Annotated in this window: 21 protein-coding genes; 7 read left to right on the top strand and 14 right to left on the bottom strand. The window is 58.0% G+C overall.

Features of this window, described 5'->3' with window-relative positions:
* Positions 1 to 33 precede the first annotated feature (33 nt).
* The 10 genes from K3G63_RS18360 to K3G63_RS18315 form a co-directional block, all read right to left on the bottom strand.
* Positions 34 to 1,035 carry a 2Fe-2S iron-sulfur cluster-binding protein gene (locus tag K3G63_RS18360; protein ID WP_220615566.1) on the bottom strand — a complete coding sequence of 334 codons (1,002 nt, stop codon included), beginning with the start codon at positions 1,033 to 1,035 and terminating at the stop codon, positions 34 to 36.
* Between the two features lie 45 nt (positions 1,036 to 1,080).
* Positions 1,081 to 2,421, bottom strand: coding sequence for an NADH-quinone oxidoreductase subunit NuoF (gene nuoF / locus K3G63_RS18355; protein ID WP_220615565.1), 1,341 nt, complete (start codon positions 2,419 to 2,421; stop codon positions 1,081 to 1,083).
* Positions 2,422 to 2,433: 12 nt separating this feature from the next.
* Positions 2,434 to 2,790: a hypothetical protein gene (locus K3G63_RS18350; RefSeq protein ID WP_220615564.1), complete on the bottom strand. Its 357-nt coding sequence runs from the start codon at positions 2,788 to 2,790 to the stop codon at positions 2,434 to 2,436.
* 12 nt (positions 2,791 to 2,802) lie between these two features.
* Entirely contained in the window at positions 2,803 to 3,372 is a 570-nt protein-coding gene (gene nuoE / locus K3G63_RS18345; protein ID WP_110978644.1) for an NAD(P)H-dependent oxidoreductase subunit E, read from the bottom strand.
* Positions 3,373 to 3,394: 22 nt separating this feature from the next.
* Entirely contained in the window at positions 3,395 to 4,663 is a 1,269-nt protein-coding gene (locus tag K3G63_RS18340) for an NADH-quinone oxidoreductase subunit D (protein WP_220615563.1), read from the bottom strand.
* A gap of 18 nt (positions 4,664 to 4,681) precedes the next feature.
* Complete coding sequence (locus K3G63_RS18335; RefSeq protein WP_220615562.1) at positions 4,682 to 5,245, bottom strand: NADH-quinone oxidoreductase subunit C; 564 nt, start codon at positions 5,243 to 5,245, stop codon at positions 4,682 to 4,684.
* An 82-nt stretch (positions 5,246 to 5,327) separates the two neighbouring features.
* Entirely contained in the window at positions 5,328 to 5,882 is a 555-nt protein-coding gene (locus tag K3G63_RS18330) for an NADH-quinone oxidoreductase subunit B (RefSeq protein ID WP_310794609.1), read from the bottom strand.
* Positions 5,883 to 5,953: 71 nt separating this feature from the next.
* A complete protein-coding gene (locus K3G63_RS18325; protein ID WP_220615561.1) occupies positions 5,954 to 6,346 on the bottom strand; it encodes an NADH-quinone oxidoreductase subunit A in 393 nt (130 codons plus the stop codon).
* Between the two features lie 171 nt (positions 6,347 to 6,517).
* Positions 6,518 to 8,188 (bottom strand): L-glutamate gamma-semialdehyde dehydrogenase, encoded by a 1,671-nt coding sequence (pruA, locus tag K3G63_RS18320; protein WP_220615560.1) that lies wholly within the window; start codon positions 8,186 to 8,188, stop codon positions 6,518 to 6,520.
* Positions 8,189 to 8,291: 103 nt separating this feature from the next.
* A complete protein-coding gene (locus K3G63_RS18315) occupies positions 8,292 to 8,858 on the bottom strand; it encodes a hypothetical protein (RefSeq protein ID WP_220615559.1) in 567 nt (188 codons plus the stop codon).
* A 582-nt stretch (positions 8,859 to 9,440) separates the two neighbouring features.
* On the opposite strand from K3G63_RS18315, the gene K3G63_RS18310 reads away from it, so the two are divergent.
* On the top strand, positions 9,441 to 10,436 hold the full coding sequence (locus K3G63_RS18310) for a glycoside hydrolase family 43 protein (RefSeq protein ID WP_220615558.1): 996 nt from the start codon (positions 9,441 to 9,443) through the stop codon (positions 10,434 to 10,436).
* A 4-nt stretch (positions 10,437 to 10,440) separates the two neighbouring features.
* Here K3G63_RS18310 and K3G63_RS18305 read toward each other — a convergent pair whose 3' ends face one another.
* The 4 genes from K3G63_RS18305 to K3G63_RS18290 form a co-directional block, all read right to left on the bottom strand.
* Positions 10,441 to 10,989, bottom strand: coding sequence for a hypothetical protein (locus tag K3G63_RS18305; protein ID WP_220615557.1), 549 nt, complete (start codon positions 10,987 to 10,989; stop codon positions 10,441 to 10,443).
* 78 nt (positions 10,990 to 11,067) lie between these two features.
* Positions 11,068 to 11,763, bottom strand: coding sequence for a YjjG family noncanonical pyrimidine nucleotidase (locus K3G63_RS18300; RefSeq protein ID WP_220615556.1), 696 nt, complete (start codon positions 11,761 to 11,763; stop codon positions 11,068 to 11,070).
* Between the two features lie 123 nt (positions 11,764 to 11,886).
* Positions 11,887 to 12,213 (bottom strand): ferredoxin, encoded by a 327-nt coding sequence (locus tag K3G63_RS18295; protein WP_220615555.1) that lies wholly within the window; start codon positions 12,211 to 12,213, stop codon positions 11,887 to 11,889.
* Positions 12,214 to 12,269: 56 nt separating this feature from the next.
* A complete protein-coding gene (locus K3G63_RS18290) occupies positions 12,270 to 12,668 on the bottom strand; it encodes a metalloregulator ArsR/SmtB family transcription factor (protein ID WP_220615554.1) in 399 nt (132 codons plus the stop codon).
* A 140-nt stretch (positions 12,669 to 12,808) separates the two neighbouring features.
* Here K3G63_RS18290 and K3G63_RS18285 point away from each other — a divergent pair, with 140 nt between their 5' ends.
* From K3G63_RS18285 to ureC, 6 genes are all read left to right on the top strand, one after another.
* The gene (locus tag K3G63_RS18285; protein ID WP_220615553.1) at positions 12,809 to 13,477 is read left to right on the top strand and encodes a carboxypeptidase-like regulatory domain-containing protein; all 669 of its coding nucleotides are present in this window, start codon (positions 12,809 to 12,811) and stop codon (positions 13,475 to 13,477) included.
* A 274-nt stretch (positions 13,478 to 13,751) separates the two neighbouring features.
* Positions 13,752 to 15,134, top strand: a complete 1,383-nt coding sequence (locus tag K3G63_RS18280) for an NAD(P)/FAD-dependent oxidoreductase (protein ID WP_220615552.1) — start codon at positions 13,752 to 13,754, stop codon at positions 15,132 to 15,134.
* A 141-nt stretch (positions 15,135 to 15,275) separates the two neighbouring features.
* Positions 15,276 to 15,965, top strand: coding sequence for an urease accessory protein (locus K3G63_RS18275; protein WP_220615551.1), 690 nt, complete (start codon positions 15,276 to 15,278; stop codon positions 15,963 to 15,965).
* A gap of 19 nt (positions 15,966 to 15,984) precedes the next feature.
* Positions 15,985 to 16,674: an urease subunit beta gene (locus K3G63_RS18270; RefSeq protein ID WP_220615550.1), complete on the top strand. Its 690-nt coding sequence runs from the start codon at positions 15,985 to 15,987 to the stop codon at positions 16,672 to 16,674.
* A gap of 101 nt (positions 16,675 to 16,775) precedes the next feature.
* Positions 16,776 to 17,201 carry a hypothetical protein gene (locus tag K3G63_RS18265; RefSeq protein ID WP_220615549.1) on the top strand — a complete coding sequence of 142 codons (426 nt, stop codon included), beginning with the start codon at positions 16,776 to 16,778 and terminating at the stop codon, positions 17,199 to 17,201.
* Positions 17,202 to 17,212: 11 nt separating this feature from the next.
* Positions 17,213 to 18,928 (top strand): urease subunit alpha, encoded by a 1,716-nt coding sequence (gene ureC, locus K3G63_RS18260; RefSeq protein WP_220615548.1) that lies wholly within the window; start codon positions 17,213 to 17,215, stop codon positions 18,926 to 18,928.
* The last annotated feature ends 89 nt before the right edge of the window (positions 18,929 to 19,017 follow it).

The following is a 19,017-nucleotide window of genomic DNA, read 5'->3' as shown; positions in this document are numbered from 1 at the left end:
CATGCTAACGAAGGAAGCATGACGTTCTGTTTGTTAGCTGCCCAGTTTCAGAGGAGGGTTCTTTTCCAGGTCGCGCTGGGTGCTTTCGGGCAGGTCGGCTATTACCGACTGGTTCAGCACGGGTAGCTCGTAGTGGTTAGCCGAAATTACCGAAGAACGGTCGATGTGGGCGGGGCCTTCGATGGTCCAGTCCGACGTTTCCTTCTTCTCGAAGCGGCACTCGTTGCAGATCCACTCCTTCACCTCGCCGTACTGATCCTTGCGGGCTGTCGTGCGGAGCACTTCTTTACCCTTGTACCAGAGCACCACGTTGCCGGAGCACTTCGGACAGTCGCGGTGGGCATTCACGGGCTTCGTGAACCACACGCGCTGCTTAAAGCGGAACGTTTTGTCGGTGAGGGCGCCTACCGGACACACGTCGATGACGTTGCCAGAAAAGTCGTTGTCGATGATGTTCTCGATGTACGTGCCGATTTCTGCCGCATCGCCGCGGCCCAGCACGCCGTGCACCCGGTTATCGGTAATCTGATTGGCCGTGTACACGCAACGGTAGCACAGGATGCAGCGCGTCATGTGCAGCTGAATCAGCGGCCCAATGTCGATTTTCTCGAAGGTGCGGCGCTCTTCCTGGTAGCGGGTGGTGCTTACACCGTGCTCGAAGGCAAAGTTCTGCAGGTCGCACTCCCCGGCCTGGTCGCACACGGGGCAATCCAGCGGGTGGTTGATGAGCAGCATTTCCACAATGCCCTTGCGCACGTTCAGCACCTGCTCAGAGGTAGTGTTTTCCACTACCATTCCGTCTTGCACAGGAGTTACGCACGAGGCCACCAGCTTAGGCATAGGGCGCGGGTCCTTGGCCGAGCCGGCTGCTACCCGTACGAGGCAGGCGCGGCACTTGCCTCCCGAGCCTTTCAGCGGGGTGTAGTAGCACATGGCCGGGGGCACAATGCTACCCCCAATTTGGCGGGCAGCATTCAGGATAGTGGTTCCGTCCGGAACTTCTACCTCAACGCCGTCGAAAGTTATTTTAGCCATTATTCAAAGCTTCCTGATCGGGAAGAGAAAGTCAGTTACTAGAAATTAAACCAGCACGGCATTAGCCCGGTACACGGCGCCGGGCTGGGCCGCTTCCTTGGCGTGGGTCACGTGCCACTCAAACTCGTGGCGGAAGTGACGTACAGCGGCGGCAACGGGCCAAGCGGCCGCTTCACCGAGCGGGCAAATGGTGTTACCCTCGATTTGCTTGGCAACGCTTACCAGCAGGTCGATATCTTCCATGTGGCCGTGGCCGTGCTCCAGGCGGTGCAGCACCTTTTCCATCCAGCCCGTACCCTCGCGGCAGGGCGAGCATTGCCCGCACGACTCGTGGTGATAGAAGCGGGAGAAGTTCCAGGTGTTTCGCACAATGCAGGTCGTCTCGTCCATGGCGATAAAGCCACCCGAGCCCAGCATGGTACCCGTTACGAAACCACCATCCGACAGCGACTCATAGGTCATGAGGCGGTTTTCGCCGGCAGCTGTTTTTAGGATAAGCTCCTTGGGTAGAATCGGCACCGAAGAACCACCGGCTACTACGGCCTTTAGCTCCCGGCCCTTCCAAATGCCGCCGCAGTACTCATCGGAGTAGATGAATTCTTCGACGGGAAGGCCCAACTCAATTTCGTAGATGCCGGGTTTGTTGAGGTGGCCGCATGCCGAAATCAGCTTGGTGCCAGTGCTCCGCCCCACGCCAAGCTTGGCGTACTCGTCGCCACCCTCATTCACGATAACCGGTACCGCCGCAATAGACTCCACGTTGTTTACTACCGTGGGGCGGGCGTACAAGCCCTGCACAGCCGGGAACGGCGGCTTGTTGCGCGGGTTGCCGCGCTTGCCTTCCAACGATTCCAGCAGAGCCGTTTCCTCACCGCAGATGTAGGCACCACCACCAGGATGCACGTGCAGGTCCAGGTCGTAGCCCGAGCCCAGGATGTTCTTACCCAGGAAACCGGCCGCGTAAGCTTCGGCAATGGCTTTTTCCAGGATGCGCAGCACATACAACAGCTCCCCGCGGATGTAGATGTACGAGGTGTTGGCGCCCAGCGCGTACGAGCTCGTAATCATGCCCTCGATGAGCAGGTGGGGCAGCTTCGACATCAACTGCCGGTCCTTGAAGGTGCCCGGCTCCGATTCGTCGGCGTTGCAAACGAGGTAGCGCGGCACCCCTTCGGGCTTGGCCAGGAAGCTCCACTTCATACCAGTAGGGAAGCCAGCGCCGCCGCGGCCCCGCAGGCCCGACTTCTTCACTTCTTCCACCACCTCGTCGGGAGTCATTGTCTTGAGGGCCTTCTCCACCGAGCGGTAGCCGCCGTGTTTGCGGTATACCTCAAAGGTGTTAATGCCTTCAACGTTAATATGTTCGGTCAGCAGTTTGCGTCCCATAGTAGTAGGCAGTTAGCCGTTGTATTTCGCTTCTAGCACAGCCAGACGTTGCTCGAAAGCGGCGTTTATCTGCTGCTGTTGCCCCAATGCTTTATTGATGGAATAGGTCATGAACTGACGACCTTCTTCGCCTTCGCGCCGAACCTCATTAATGAGCGAAATATTTTCCTGTCGCGCGTCAGCCATTATTGAAGCCATGAACGACACGTTCTTTTTATTCTCATCGAGCAACACATTGAACATAGAATTCATATGCTCCTGTTGCTTCACAACAACAGACGCTACTCGGTTAAGAGCTTCTTTCATCTCGTGCATCTCAATGAGAATTTCCGAGACAATCAGCGGTAGGTCTTTATTTCGTTCGTCCATGGCCGCAAACAATTAATTGTTAGCCAGCGCATTCGGGAGGCCGGTTTCTTCCCACGGCAGGGCCGGGCGGTGCACCTGGTTGCGCAGCTCCGTGAGCATGGCATCCACGGCTTCCGGGGTGTCCAGCTGCTCGTAGTACTTCTCGCGTACCTGCACAATAGGAGCGAAGCCGCAAGCCGCCAGACACTCTACCTCCTTCAACGTGAACAAACCATCAGCCGAAGCCGGGCCGCCCACTTTGGCGCCGGTAATGCGCTCCAAGTGAGCCGTAAGCTCATCGGAGCCGCGCAGCATGCAGGGGCCCGTCCGGCAGATTTCCAGCACGTGCTTGCCTACCGGCTTCAGGTTGAACATGGTATAGAAGGTAGCCACCTCATACACCTCAATGGGCTTGATATCCAACACCTCGGCCACCAGGTCCTGTACCTCGGGGCTTACCCAACCACCGAACTCGGCCTGGGCAATGTGCAGCACCGGTAGCAGAGCCGACTTCCGGCGGTCGTCGGGGTAGTGGGTGAGCAGACGCTTGATTTCAGCCTGGGCGGCTTCAGAAAATTGCGGCTTGACGGCAGTCGTCTCCATAAAAGTCAAATTCAGCAAAAAACTACGCGTCCAGCTCGCCGGCAATTACGTTCATCGACGACAAGGTCACGATGGCGTCGGAGAGCGTCTGGCCCGTTACCATTTCGGTGTAAGCCTGGTAGTAGATGAAGCAAGGGCGGCGGAAGTGTAGACGGTAAGGGGTACGGCCACCATCGGAAACCAAGTAGAAGCCCAGTTCCCCGTTGCCTCCTTCTACCGAGTGATACACCTCGCCCACGGGAGCCTCAATCTCGCCCATCACAATCTTGAAGTGATAAATGAGGGCTTCCATATTCTTGTACACGGCCTGCTTGGGCGGCAGGTAGTAGTGCGGCGCATCGGCGTGGTAAGGACCTTCGGGCAGGTTTTCCAGCGCCTGGTTGATGATGCGCAGGCTCTGCCAGATTTCCTCGTTGCGCACCATGAACCGGTCGTAGGTGTCGCCCTTCGTGCCCACCGGAATTTCAAACTCGAAATCCTGGTAGCTAGAGTAGGGGTTCATCACCCGCACGTCGTAGTCGACACCCGCAGCTCGCAGGTTGGGGCCGGTGAACCCATAATTCAGCGCCCGTTCGGCGGAAATAGCACCTACGTCTACCACGCGGTCCATGAAGATGCGGTTGCGGTTGAACATCTTCTCGAACTCGCTCATCACGGCCGGGAAGGTTTTCAGCCAGGCGCGCAGCTTTTGGATGGCTACGTCGGTGAAGTCGCGCTCCATACCGCCTACCCGGCCCATGTTGGTGGTCAGGCGGGCGCCGCTTACTTCCTCGTAGATTTCGTAAATCTTCTCCCGTTCATCCATCAGGTAGAGGAAGCCAGTGAAAGCCCCAGTATCTACCCCCAGAATGCCGTTGCAGATGAGGTGGTCCGAAATACGGGCCAGTTCCATCAGAATCACGCGCATGTACTGAGCGCGCTTGGGCACTTCCACGCCCAGCAGCTTCTCTACCGTCATGTGCCAGCCTATGTTGTTGATGGGCGACGAACAGTAGTTCATGCGGTCCGTCAGGGGCGTAATCTGGTAGAAAGGCCGGCGCTCGGCAATCTTCTCGAAAGCGCGGTGGATATAGCCAATAGTGGGTACGCCCGTCACGATCCGCTCGCCATCCATCTGCAGAATGTTCTGGAAGATGCCGTGGGTAGCGGGGTGAGTAGGGCCCAGGTTGAGCGTGGTCAGCTCCTGGTTAAAGTCGTTGACGGAAGGCGCCAGTGGGTGCAGATTGGGTCTCTGCGCCTCGGCCTCTTCCACAATTTTGCGGGTGCCTTCCAGCGTATCGTTTACTGCCATGATAAAGGTATCAGGGGCCTAGCGGCCGAAGAAAAGGTCGGTTTTATCTTCGCGGGTACCATCTTCCAGCGCGTATTCCTTGCGCATCGGGTGGTAATCCATATCCTCCACATTGAGGATGCGAATGAGGTTGGGGTGCCCCGGAAACTGAATGCCGAAGAAGTCGTAAGCCTCACGCTCCATCCAGTTGGCGGTGGAGTAGAGGTCCGTCATCGTGGGCACTACTGGGTCCGAGATGGGGAAGAAGATTTTCAGGCGCAGGCGTACGTTGTGCACGAGGCTGTGCAGATGGTACACCATGCCCAACTCCTGCCCTTCCTTGTCGGGGAAGTGCATGCCGCACATGGTGGTCAGGAAGTTCACTTGCAGTTCCTGATCCTGCTGCAGGCCGGCAATGATATCGTGAATCCGTTCCCGCGTGGTCGTAGCGGTCAGCAGACCGTAGGGCTCTTCCACATCGGTGAAAGTGTCCTCGCCGAACAAGCGGTGCAGTAGAGCCAGCAACTGCGCGTTTTTCTGCGTTGCCGGGTCCTGAGCAGCGGCCACTTCCTGGGCCGGGATGGATTCGTTCTGATCAGCCATTTCTGAGTATTGGGTATTCGGTATTGAGTATTGAGAGGCCGACCATAAAAAGTCTAACTACTCAATACCCACTACTCACTACTTACTTAATGTTGTAAGACGCCAGCAGAGCCTGGTACTCGGGCGAGTTGCGGCGGCGGAGGGATTCGTTTTTGGCCAGGTCCTGAATGCGCATCAGGCCGTCAAGCACTTGTTCGGGGCGGGGCGGGCAGCCGGGAATGTACACGTCCACCGGGATGATCCGGTCGATACCCTGCAGCACGGAGTACGTATCGAAGATGCCACCCGAGCAGGCGCAGGCACCCATGGCCAGCACCCAGCGGGGCTCCGCCATTTGTTCGTACACCTGCTTTACAATAGGGGCCATCTTCTTGGCAATGGTGCCCATTACCATCAGCAGGTCGGCCTGACGAGGTGAGAACGAGGGGCGCTCGGAGCCGAAGCGGGAAATATCGTAGCGGGCACCCATGGTGGCCATGAACTCGATGCCGCAGCAGGAGGTAGCAAAGGGCAGGGGCCAGAGCGAGTTAGCGCGGGCAATACCCACTACCTTCTCTAGGGAAGTGGCAAAAAAGCCCGCGCCTTCCATGCCTTCCGGCGCGTCTACCATTTTGATTTCAGGAGCTCTATTTTCCATGATGGTCAGTCAGTTTGGGGGAAGCGAAAGGCTTCAGTCAGGCAACACAAGCGGGCGCGCAAAGGTTGCCCTTAGCGCGACTCGTTCCAGCGCAAAACGCCCTTTTTAATCACGTAGGCAAAACCCGCCATCAGCAGGGCCAGGAACACGATCATCTGAATGAAGCCAGTAGTACCCAAAGCCCGGAAGTTCACGGCCCAGGGATACATGAAGATTACCTCCACATCGAAGAGTACAAACAAGATGGCCGTGAGGAAGTACTTTACCGAAATGGGGGTGCGGGCATTGCCCACCGATTCGATACCGCACTCAAAGGCTTCGTCCTTTACTACGCTCTTCCGGCGCGGCCCCAGCAAGTGCGAGGCTACCATGGAAAACGCAACGAAGGCTATGGCCAGCACAAACTGCACAATAATCGGCAGAAAGTCAGAGGGTTGATATTGGGTTGGAACAGCGAGAAGCATAGATATCGACAGCGTGAGGCCGCTCAGAAACGGCATGGAAGGCAAAGGTACCACGAAATGCGGGCGGAACAAACGCGAAATGGGAGGGTAGGGGAAAGGTGGATCCTTACAAAAGGATAAGGCCGCTCCGGAATCCCGAAGCGGCCTTATCTGGTAAATCCTCAAACTACCTTAGAAACCTCCCTGACCGGTTACGTTCAGGTTTTCGCCGGTTTCCACGCCCAGGAAGGGGTAGCGGTAATCGGTTACGGGTACGAAGGTTTCCTTGATGGCACGCGGCGACACCCAGCGCAGCAGGTTCAGCAGGGAGCCGGCCTTGTCGTTGGTACCGGAAGCGCGGGCCCCGCCGAAGGGCTGCTGACCTACCACGGCACCGGTGGGCTTGTCGTTGATGTAGAAGTTGCCGGCGGCCTGTACCAGCTTCTTCGAGGCCAGTTCAATGGCGTAGCGGTCCTGGGAGAAGATGGCGCCGGTGAGGGCGTAGGGCGAAGTGGAATCTACTACCTCCAGGGTCTGCTCGAACTCGGCTTCGTCGTAGATGTACACCGTTACTACGGGGCCGAACAGCTCGTCGCACATGGTGGTGTACTTGGGGTCCTTGGTCACGATAACCGTGGGCTCAATGAAGTAGCCCTTCGACTTATCGTAGCCGCCACCCGCCACAATTTCGGCGTTGCCATCGGCTTTGGCTCCATCAATGTACTTGGCCAGCTTATCGAAGGAAGTTTCGCTGATAACGGCGTTGATGAAGTTCGAGAAGTCTTCTACGTCGCCCATCTTGAACGAGGCGAGGTCCTGCTTCACGTAGCCCAGAATTTCGTCGGCGAGGTTGCTGGGTAGGTAAATGCGCGAGGCAGCCGAGCACTTCTGGCCCTGGTACTCAAAGGCGCCGCGGGTAATAGCCGTAGCCACTGCTTTGGCGTGGGCCGAGGGGTGGGCGACAATGAAGTCCTTACCGCCGGTTTCGCCCACGATGCGGGGGTAGGAGCGGTAGCGCTTGATGTTCTGGCCAATCGTCTGCCAGATGTTCTGGAATACGCCCGTAGAGCCGGTGAAGTGGATACCGGCGAAGTCGCGGTGCTGGAAAATAACGTCGCCAGCAATGGGGCCATCCACGTAAATCAGGTTGATAACGCCGTCGGGCAGACCGGCCTCCTTGAACAGCTCCATCAGCACCTGCGCCGAGTAGATCTGGGTGTAGGCGGGCTTCCATACCACCACGTTGCCCATCAGGGCGGCAGAGGTAGGCAGGTTACCGGCAATAGAAGTGAAGTTGAAAGGCGTGAGAGCAAACACGAAGCCTTCCAGGGGGCGGTGCTCCAGGCGGTTCCACATGCCGGGCTGGCTCTGGGGCTGCTGGTGGTACAGCTCCTGCATGAAGTGCACGTTGAAGCGGAAAAAGTCGATCAGCTCGCAGGCCGCGTCGATTTCGGCCTGGAAGGCGTTTTTGCTCTGGCCCAGCATAGTGGCCGCGTTGAGGCGGGCGCGGTAGGGGCCGGCCAGCAGCTCGGCGGCCTTCAGGAAGATGGCCGCGCGCTGCTCCCAGGGCAGCTCAGCCCACAGGGGGCGGGCAGCCAGGGCGGCGTCAATGGCCTGCTGTACGTGGGAGGCGTCGCCCTCGTGGAAGTAGCCAAGGGTGTGCTGGTGGTCGTGGGGCGGGAAGATGCGCTGGGTGTTGCCGGTGCGTACTTCCTGGCCGCCGATGTGCATAGGAATGTCGCGCTCCTGCTGCTTCAGCTCTTTCAGAGTCTTGAGCAACTCGGTGCGTTCGGGCGAGTTGGGAGCGTACCCTTTCACGGGTTCGTTGACCGGAGCGGGAACGTTAAAAAAGGCGTTGGCCATAGTCCTTACTGGGTTTTGGGTACTTAGATGGTGGAGGGGGAGGGCAAAGGTAAAGAGGCCAGGGCTAATACCTGCCGGGAGAAGCATACGGCAGCTAATGGGCTCAGTCTGGCTCCGAGTGCCTGCGGTAACGCCACTCCTCAAGCAGCCTGATCTGCGTCATGAGCAGGACGAAGCCCATTACTACCAGAAGACCGTCAGAACCGCCTTTCCGCTCTGTGGCGGTAGGCTGAAGCTGGAGCAGCAGCTGCGCCTGTTCCAGATGGTGCTCAGGATACCACACCTCTACCTGAGGGTGCCAGCCTAGTGCCAGTGCTTGCCCGAAGGTGTAGTGGTACACTGCTGGCAGGGGTAGCAGGCGTAGGCGCGCCTCGAAAGAGGCGGGTTCATCCGGGGGCCGGAAAGAAACATACACGCCAGGTGCTGTACCAGGCGTGCTGGCCCCTACTACCCGGCCCAGTACATGCGGGCCTTGGTAATAGGGTCCCAACTGCCCATCCCGCCCCGACCATTCAATGCACCCTCGTAGTCCGGCCGTTAACACACCTGCCCCCAGCAGCGCCAGACTGCTATGCTTGCTGAGTTGAAACCACTGCCAGCTCTGTAGCTTAGCTAACCAGTGCGCCGGCCAATACGCACTGCCAACTGCCAGCAGCGCAAAACCCACCATAACAGTAACCCAGACTATGCTTGTATTGGAAGAGAGATAGGCAGCTGTTTCCGGGTGAGAAGGCAAATAGCGGATGGCTAGCGTATCGCAGAGATGTCGGCGGTCATACAGGCGCATATCTACTGGCACCTCAGTAAGGACAAGCCGTGATGTATCATTCGGGGGGTGAAAAGCCACCTGAGCAAAATAGGAAGTGGTCTTGCCCGTGTTTTTACCGAAACGCTGTACCCGGGCCAAGGCCACAGAGGCGGTGTCTAACTGCTTCTCCTCATAAAATTGGTAGCACACAAAGAGTGCAGCAACCACCCAGCCTCCAACAACTACTAGTTTTCTCAGGCGGCTGTCAGTTGTCATATCAGGTTGAGATAAGTAGAAAGAGCGTGGTTGAAATAGAAACAGAATACCAGATCAATAGAGCCAATAAGCACACCTTACATAAGTAAAAGGGTAGGCGTACTGCTATGCCAGGAGCGCGTAGTAAAGCTACTACCAGGGGCTATGTTCCCGGCCCAAAATGTAGAGCCAGTATCCAAGCCAGTTGAAATTCGTTTGCATACGGGTGTATCGACTACCCCCGCTGTTATGCCCAACCCCGCCGCTACCTACCGCAACCCCATCTGGGACTTCGACTTTCCGGATCCTACCCTCATTCGGGCGGCGGATGGCTATTACTACGCCTACGGTACCCAGACCAAGCGGCCCGGTAACCTCATCATCAACCTGCAGGTAGCTCGTTCCCCGGATTTGGTGCACTGGGAATACCTGGGCGAAGGCCTGCCGCAGAAACCGATTTGGGCGAGTACTACGCAAAAGTTTTGGGCCCCGCACGTAAGTGAGCATAACGGCATGTACTACCTCTATTACTCGGCCAAACCCGATTCGGGCGCCGGGCTTTGCCTGGCCGTGGCTACCTCTACTACCCCCGCCGGACCGTTCCAGGATATAGGCGCACCCTTGCAATGCGGCACAGGCTTCCTGGAAATCGACCCCATGGCGTTTGATGACCCCGCCACGGGCAAGCGGCTGCTGTACTGGGGCTCGGGCTTCGGGGCACTGCGGGTACGGGAGCTAGCCGAAGACCGACTTTCCTTTGCACCAGGCAGTGAGGAAATAACGCTGCTGGAGCCCGCCGGGGCCGGCGACCCGCGGCGCTACGACCAGCTGCTGGAAGGTAGCTGGGTGGTGCTACGCCACGGCTGGTACTACCTATTTTACTCCGGCAACAACTGCTGCGGCCCCGATGCCCACTACGGCGTGCTGGTAGCCCGGTCCCGCGCGGCTACCGGCCCCTTCGAAACTCTGGCTGAAGCCACCGGCAACCCCTACGCCATGCTGCTGGAAGGCAACGACCACTGGCACGCCCCCGGCCACAACTGCGTGGTTACGGACGTGGCCGGGCAGGACTGGCTGGCCTACCATGCTATTGACCCGTGGCAGCCAACCTTCGATGCTATTGATGATGAACAAGGCTTCTCGCGCCGCGTGATGCTGCTAGACCGGCTGGAATATGTAGCTGGCTGGCCCCGGCTGCTTTCGGGCGGAACCCCTTCGTGGGAAGACCAGGCGGCGCCAGCCTAGCATTCTACACCCGCTCTAATAGCTCCCGTACCTGCTGCTCTAGTTCTGCCACCGAGCCTTCGTTGCGGAGTAGGAGGTCGAAGTGGGGGTAGGTGTCGAGGGCGGTTTCGCTGGGGTGGTTGTCGTCGCGGGTGCCGTCGCCGCGCTGGCGAAGCGGGTCGCCTTCAACGCGCAGCATCAGGCCGCCCCGGCTCCGGATCAGGTCGGCCTCGTTGGGGAAGCGCACATCAGGAATGACCGTGCACTGGTCGGTGGGAAGGCGAGAGAAAAAGGCCTGTACCCAGATATCGGGCTCCCATTGGCGCAGGGCTAACCCCACTTGCTGCAGCAGTTCGCCCCGGGTGCGCCCGAACGCCGGCAGCCGCTCCGCCTTGCCAGCCTGGGAGAAGTAGGGGGTAACCCCTTCGCCGGCCAGGGCGGCGCACACGGCCTTAATGGGCTCGCCTACGGAGCGAATGTGCCAGCGCCGCTCTGGCTGAAGTTGTTGCAGCATGCGGGCAATAGTGTCTTTGCCGCTGCCACGGCGTCCCGAGAGGCCAATCAGTCTGATCATGGCCGCAAAGGTAAGTACCTGCGTCCGGAGGTGCCGTCTGGGCGAGCTTACGCCGCGGCGCTACGCCCTCCAAGCTACCTACAAAATGTCCTTCAGCTCGCTTAGGCAGCTGATTTCGTAGGTAGTGTGGGCAAGGTGGCGGCGCTTTTCGGGGTTGAAGTACACTTGGTCGATGCCGGCGTTGTAGGCCCCCAGCACGTCGCACTCCAGGTTGTCGCCAATCATGAGGCTTTCCGCCGCGGTAGCGCCACTGCGTTCGAGCGCATGCTGGAAAATACGGGCATCGGGCTTGAGATGGCCGCAGCACTCCGAGGTTACAATTTCCTGGAAGTAGTCCGTCAGGCGGGAGGCGCTGAGCTTTACGTGCTGAATCTCCTTGAAGCCGTTGGTAATAAGGTGGAGCACATACCCTTTGTCGCGGAGGTAGTCGAGCACCTCGTAGGTGTAAGGGAATACGGCCGTTTTGTGGGGTAGCAGATCCGTAAACTCCGACGACATATCGGCCGGCGCGTCGGCTTCCGTCAGGCCCAGCTTCACGAAGGTGCGCGGGAAACGGGTGGCCCGCAGCTGCTGCTGCGTGATTTTGCCCCCCTGGTACAGGCGCCAGAGCCCATGGTTGATATCGGAATACACCCGAATAAACTCCTCAACTGTAAAGGAACCGTAGCGCCCCAACTCGTGCTGCGCAAACAAATGACGCAGGGTTTCATTGGCATTGGTTTCGAAGTCCCAGAGCGTATGGTCGAGGTCGAAGAAAATATGACGGTATTTCAAGGGGCAGAAGTAGCAGGTGAAGAAGGTACAGGACAGAAGAGGGGGTAGCAAAAAGTAAACGTACGCACCAGCACCGTAGCACGGCGCGGCCTTGCCTGGCAGAGGTTGATGCTATAAAGGCGTTTACTCCACCCGCAGCCTCTTTACAACCCGGCCCTCGCTTAAGTGTTCCCGCACAATATCAGGAGCGTCTTTGGGCTTCACGTCGCCGTATACCGTGCCTTCGGGATACACGATGAGGGCGGCGCCGGGTCCTTTCTTGCAGTGCTTACACAGGTCGAGGCAGTTGCAGGTTTGCACCCGGGTTTTGCGCTTTTCGCCCCCGCTCAAGAGGGTTTTCAGGCCCTGCTTCTTCAGCTCTATTTTCAGCGCCCTGGCCACGTCCTTCCCAACTTCATCTTTCTGGGCAGTGCAAACAAACAATCGGGTAACAGCGGCGGCAGATTTCACAGGTAGCAACGGTTAAAAGGCAGAAAAGCCGCCGGCAGTCGGCAGAAGTTCCCACCTCAATGAGCGTCGGAAACTCCGGTCCAGCGACGGTTTTGCAGCTTATACGCGGCCAGCTCCCGGTTCGACCAGAGCGTTTGGTAAATCTTCTGGTCGCGGAGTAGCTGGGGGTCGCGCTCCATGTAGCTCAGCAGCTGGTGCAGAAAATCCTGGGCTTCATCCTTAATGAAGTAGAACACCCAATTGTCGAGGCGGCGGAAGTTGACGAGGCCCGCATTTTTCAGGTACGCTAGTTGCCTGGAGGTTTTGGTCTGGGTGAAATCCAAGACCTGCTCCAGGTCGGAGATGCACATTTCCTGGTTGCGCCAGAGCAAATGCAAGATGCGCACCCGGCTCTCGTCGCCGAGGGCTTTGAATAGTTGCTGGCCGAATGCAACGGTAAAGTGTTTGAGGCGCATCTTTAGTCGAAAGCAGGAAAATAGAACCCTGAACCAAATCGGGCGGGCCCGAATTTACCTTAAACCCGCCAGCGGCCCCCGAAAGTGCCGTATCTTTGTCGCTTGTAATGCCTTGTATGTTTGCTGTGGCCCGAATTCGAATGTCTTTTCTACCCGTTCTGTTCGGGTTGCTGCTGGTGGCTTTGCTGCTGGCCCCCGGCCATGCGCGGGCGCAGGGCCAGCGCCAGGTGGTGCAGTTCACCGGCATTGTGGCCTCCGGCGACTCCCTGCTGGGGGTGCCGGGCGCGGCCGTGTTTGTGCCCAAGGCCGGGCGTGGCACCACCACCAACCCCTACGGCTACTTCTCTATCCCGGTGCTGGCCGGCGACAGTATCGTGATTCGGAGCCTGGGCTACCGCAATCAGTACGTTGTCATTCCGCCTAACTACCCCCGCCAGAGCTATTCCGTGATTGTGCAGCTTCGGGAAGATGCCACGGTGCTGCCGGAGGTTCGTATTTTTCCTTATGCTACCGAAAAGGCTTTCAAGGAAGCCTTTCTGGCCATGAAAGCCCCGGCGGAAAGCGACCGGACGGCCGCCGAGAAGCTCAACGAGCAGACAATGCGCCGCATGTTTAACACGCTGCCCGTCACGAGCATGGGCAACTACCGCCAAACCATGCAAAACCAGCAGTACGACCAGCAGCGGCGCATGGGCATGGCTCCTACGCCCGCTACCAACAACCCCTTGCTCAACCCATTCAGCTGGCTGCAGCTTATCAAGCAGGTGAAGGATGGGGAGTTTAAAAAGAAAGAAGGGGTAGACTACTAAGCCAGTGTGGTTCGGGCAAGCCGCACAGTTTTTCGTCTCGAACCCTACCCCTCCTCCACGCGCAAGCCCTTGCTGTGTATCCTCGCAGCAAGGGCTTGCGCATTTGCGAGAGGGTAGGGGTTAGGTAGCAAATACTTGCCGGGCAGCGTGCTAGTCTTTCCTCCGGGTAAGCTAAACAGGTAGCACAACCTATACTTCCGATTTTCGGTACAGGATTTTGGCGCTTTTGCCGCAGTTTGTCGTACTCTTACGCCGACATTCAGCTGTATCAGATATGGATACCAACCTCCCGGCTACCACTCAGCCGCGTATTGTAATTATTGGCTGTGGCTTTGCTGGGCTGCGGCTGGCCAAGGACCTTGCCGACGCGCCCGTGCAGGTAGTCGTCATCGACCGGAATAACTATCATAATTTCCAGCCCCTGCTTTATCAGGTAGCTACCGGCGCCCTGGAGGCGGATAGCATTGCCTACCCCATCCGTAAGATATTTGTGGGCCAGCCGAATTTCTTTTTCCGCCTGGCCGATGTGCAGCGGGTAGATCCGGCCCGCAACACCGTCGTTACCAACATCGGCGAAATCCGCTACGACCACCTGGTGGTAGCTACCGGCTCGCTCACCAACTACTTCGGGCTGGAAAGCATTGAGCGCAATGCCATGCAAATCAAGAGCATTCCCAATGCCCTGAACCTGCGCAGCTACCTATTCCAGAACTTCGAAAAGGCGTTGCTCACCGAAGACCCCATGCAGCGGCAGGCTCTGATGAACGTGGTAGTGGTAGGCGGCGGCCCCACCGGCGTAGAAATCTGCGGCTCCCTGGCCGAAATGCGTAAAGATGTACTACCCCAGGACTACCCCGAGCTGGACCTGAAACAGATGGAAATCTACCTGGTAGAGTCGGGTGGGGAAGTGCTCGGGCCCATGTCTGTCGACTCACAGGTGCAGGCCAAGCAGTACCTGGAGGAAATGGGCATCCATATTCGACTCAACACCAAGGCTACCCGCTTCGAGGACGGCAAGCTCTATTATTCCGATACCGAGTTTCTGCGCACGGAAAACCTGATTTGGGCGGCCGGCGTGAACGGTGCCGCGGTGGAAGGCTTTCCGGCGGAGGTAGTGGCTAAAAATAAGCGGCTCAACGTAGACACCGTAAACCGCTTGTTGGGCAGCAAAAACGTGTACGCCATCGGCGACGTAGCCAACATGGCCACCGAGGAAATGCCGCGCGGCTACCCCATGCTGGCCCCCGTAGCTATTCAGCAGGCCGAGCAGCTGGCCAAAAACTTTAAGCGCCTGCTGCAGGGCGAAGCCTTGCAGCCCTTCAAGTACTTCAACAAGGGTAGCATGGCTATTGTAGGCCGCAACCGCGCCGTAGTGGATTTGCCCGGCGACCGGCACTTCGGAGGCTTCCTGGGCTGGCTCACTTGGTTGTTTGTGCACCTGATGACGCTGGTTGGCTTCCGCAACAAGGCCGTGACGCTGGTAAGCTGGGCCATCAGCTACTTCAGCTCCGATAAGGCACTGCGCCTTATCATCCGGCCTTACAAGCGCCACGATTTCAAGGACGATAAAGGCAAGAACTCGGCTCAGCACAACGCCTCTACCTCCGAGTATAACCCCTCTGTGCCGGTACCTAATGCAGCTGTACTAGGAGGGTAGTATGAAAGGGCTTCCTGAGTCAGAACAATACCCCGCCTGAGAAGGTGGGGTATTTTTTTAGGGTGCTAAGCAAAGAAAATAGCTAGTATTCCGCTAGAAGCCCCTAGATTAAGACCCGAATCAACCAATACCTAACCTGGCATGCACGACTTGCTTCCCATTGCGTTTGCCTTTCTGGCCGGCATGGGGCATGCTTTCGAGGCCGACCACCTGATTGCCGTTAGTACGCTGGTAGCCCGCCACGACAGCCGCCTACGGGCCGTGCAGGAAGGACTGTTCTGGGGGCTAGGGCACACCACTACGCTGGTAGTGTTCGGCGGGGCACTGCTACTGAGCCGGGCACTCATCAGCCACTCCAATTACTTCGAGGCGGCCGTGGGCCTGATGCTGTTGGTGATGGGCCTAAGCCGCCTGACCGACAAAAGCTACTACCAAACGGCGCCGCCGCGTTACCGCCGCGGCACGGCCTACGCCGTGGGGCTAGTGCACGGCTTGGCGGGTAGTGGGGCCTTGGTCTTGCTCTTGATGGGAAGCCTGAAAAATCCCTGGCTGGGGGTGGCCTACCTGCTGCTCTTCGGGCTAGGCTCGGTACTGGGCATGCTGGGCGCCACCGGCCTGATGAGCATTCCTTTTACCCAACGCATGCGCTTTAGCCGCAACCTGCGCGCTGGTATGGTAGTAGCCTCGGCCCTGCTTAGCATCGGCTATGGCGGTTGGATGGTGTACGGCAATCTGTTCGGGGCTCCGAAACAGGAGCCAAGAACTCAAACCCGGTCAACGCCACCGCCAGAAAATCGGAGTGGCTTAGGTAGCCTAATCTCTCGAATCTAAGCTCTCAGCTCTCACAAGAATGCACCTGTCGCCCAAAGACCTCGATAAGCTGGTGTTGCACCAAGCCGGCGTGGTAGCTCAGAAACGCTACGCCCGCGGCCTGGCCCTGAATTACCCCGAAGCCGTGGCCCTGCTGGCTACCCAGTTGCTGGAGTTTATCCGCGACGGCGAAACCGTGGCCGTGCTCATGGACAAGGGCAAGCAGATTCTGGGCCTCCAGGACGTGCTGCCCGGCGTGGCCGAGCTGGTGGCCGAAGTGCAGGTAGAAGGCACTTTCCCCGATGGTACCAAGCTGGTAACGGTGCACCACCCCATTTGCCGGGAACAAGGCTCCCCGGAGTTGGCCCTCTACGGCTCCGGCCTCACCCGAACCCAGCCCGCCGCTGCCGCGCCGGTTGCGCCTACCCCCGGCGAGTACCACCTGCTACCCGGCGACCTGACCCTGAACGAAGGCCGCGAAACCCTCACCGTGGAAGTCCTCAACCGCGGCGACCGGCCCATCCAGGTGGGCTCGCACTACCCCTTCTTCGAAACCAACGCCGCCCTCGACTTCGACCGTGCCGCGGCCCGCGGCTTCCGCCTCAACATCCCGGCCGGCACCGCCGTCCGCTTCGAGCCCGGCGAGCGGAAACGAGTACAATTGGTAGCCTTGGCTGGGGAGAGAATCGTGTACGGCGGCAACGCCCGGATTAATGGGAAGGTGGATTAAGATTTTTACGAAGGTATTCCGAGCGTAGCGGAGCAAAGTCGAGGAATCTTGCGTGCTGACGTCGAAGTGTAATCAGATTATTGCCTGAAAAAACAACAAGAATGAAAAGGCTGCTCTTGCTATTGATATACTTAATATATGTAAATATTTGCAAAGCGCAAAGTAGACAATATGTCGCGCATGCCACACTAAATGGCAAACCAAAGCAGTTATTTCTAATTGACAAAAAAGATGGAACAAAGTATATTCTGGACTCAACTAGAGTATATATAACCGCAATTGGTAGTAATGGGAAAGTAAAATGGAAAACGGATCCACATAAACAAAGTAAAACACAGATGTATAGAGTTGTGAGGCCAATAATAGTGAGCTTTAATTTTGAGCGTTGTATATATTGTAATATTTTAAAAAAGAAAATTGAAGGGTTTGATAAAAATGAAGAGGTTATATCTATAACTTATAATAACACTCAGTTTGGGTATGTGAATAAGAAAAATGGTGCGTTTTTTTATTTAGGCCAAGATTAGTTCTTCTCCCCATGTCCCTTTCCCTTGACCGGCGCGCGTACGCCGATATGTACGGCCCCACCACCGGCGACCGGGTGCGGTTGGGTGATACCAGCCTCGTGATTGAGGTGGAGAAAGACTTCTGCACCTACGGCGAAGAATGCAAATTCGGCGGGGGAAAGGTGCTGCGCGACGGCATGGGCCAGGCCGCCGGTATTCCGCAATCCGAGGCCCTGGATTTGCTCATCACCAACGCCCTGGTGCTCGATTATACCGGCATTTACAAGGCCGATATTGGAGTGAAAAACGGGCGCATCAGCGGCATCGGAAAGGCGGGAAATCCGCACATTATGCCGGGCGTCACGCCCGGTATGACGGTCGGTGTAACCACCGAGGTAATAGCGGGCGAGGGGCTAATTTTGACCGCGGGCGGCATCGACTGTCATATTCACTTCATCTGTCCTCAACAGATTGACGAGGCGCTGGCATCGGGCCTGACAACGATGCTGGGGGGCGGCACCGGGCCTTCGGCGGGTACCAGCGCCACTACCTGCACGCCGGGTGCATTCTACATTGAAATGATGCTGAAGGCTACCGATGCGTTTCCGCTCAACTTTGGCTTCCTGGGCAAGGGCAATACGTCCCGGCCCGAAGGGCTGCGCGAGCAGCTGGAAGCGGGTGCCCTGGGCTTCAAGCTGCACGAAGATTGGGGCACTACCCCCGCTACCATTGATACCTGCCTGCAAGTGGCCGAGGAGTACGATGTGCAGGTGTGCATCCACACCGATACGCTGAACGAAAGCGGTTTCGTGGAAAACTCGGTGGGCGCGTTCAAGGGGCGCACCATTCACTCCTACCACACCGAAGGCGCCGGCGGCGGCCACGCCCCCGACATCATTAAAATCTGCGGGGAGCCCAACGTGATTCCGTCCTCCACCAACCCTACCCGGCCCTTTACCCGCAACACCATTGATGAGCACCTCGACATGCTGATGGTCTGCCACCACCTCGATAAGAACATTCCCGAGGACGTGGCCTTTGCGGAAAGCCGCATCCGGGGCGAGACAATTGCCGCCGAAGACATCCTGCACGACCTGGGTGCCCTGAGCATCATTTCCTCCGACTCCCAGGCCATGGGCCGGGTGGGGGAGGTAGTGACGCGCACCTGGCAAACGGCCCACAAAATGCGCGAGCAGCGCGGCCTGCTCCCCGAAGATGCCACCCGCGGCACCGACAACTTCCGGGCCCGCCGCTACGTGGCCAAATACACCATCAACCCCGCCCGCGCCCACGGTTTCGCCGAGGAAATCGGCTCGGTGGAGCTGGGCAAGCTGGCGGATTTGGTACTCTGGAAGCCCGCTTTCTTCGGCTCCCGGCCCGAAATGGTGATTAAGGGCGGGGTAATTGTGCGCAGCCAGATGGGCGACGCCAACGCCTCTATTCCCACGCCGCAGCCTTCCTTCTCGCGACCTATGTTTGGCGCCTTTGGCGGCGCTACCGGTCCAACTTCCTTGGCCTTTGTCTCAGCCGCCTCAGTGCAGCATGTGCGCGGCACGTATGGACTGCAGAAGAAGGTAGTAGCCGTGAAAGGCTGCCGCACCGTGACCAAAAAGGACATGGCCCTGAACGACTACCTGCCCAACATTGCCGTGGACCCCGAAACCTACCGCGTCACCGTGGATGGCGTGCACCTCACCTGTGAGCCGGTAGAGAAGCTCCCGCTGGCGCAGTTGTACAATCTGTTTTAGCGCCGCCTGATAGGTTAACTGGCTGGTTGGCTGGCTGCAATAAAGCAATTGGCTAGAATCTTCTGGTTATCCGGTGGGGTAGGGCCAGG

Origin of the sequence: Hymenobacter sp. HSC-4F20, from assembly GCF_019599275.1 — a bacterium.
Classification (GTDB): domain Bacteria; phylum Bacteroidota; class Bacteroidia; order Cytophagales; family Hymenobacteraceae; genus Hymenobacter.
Note: the sequence above shows the minus strand (reverse complement) of the source record. Positions and strands in the feature narration are given on the sequence as shown.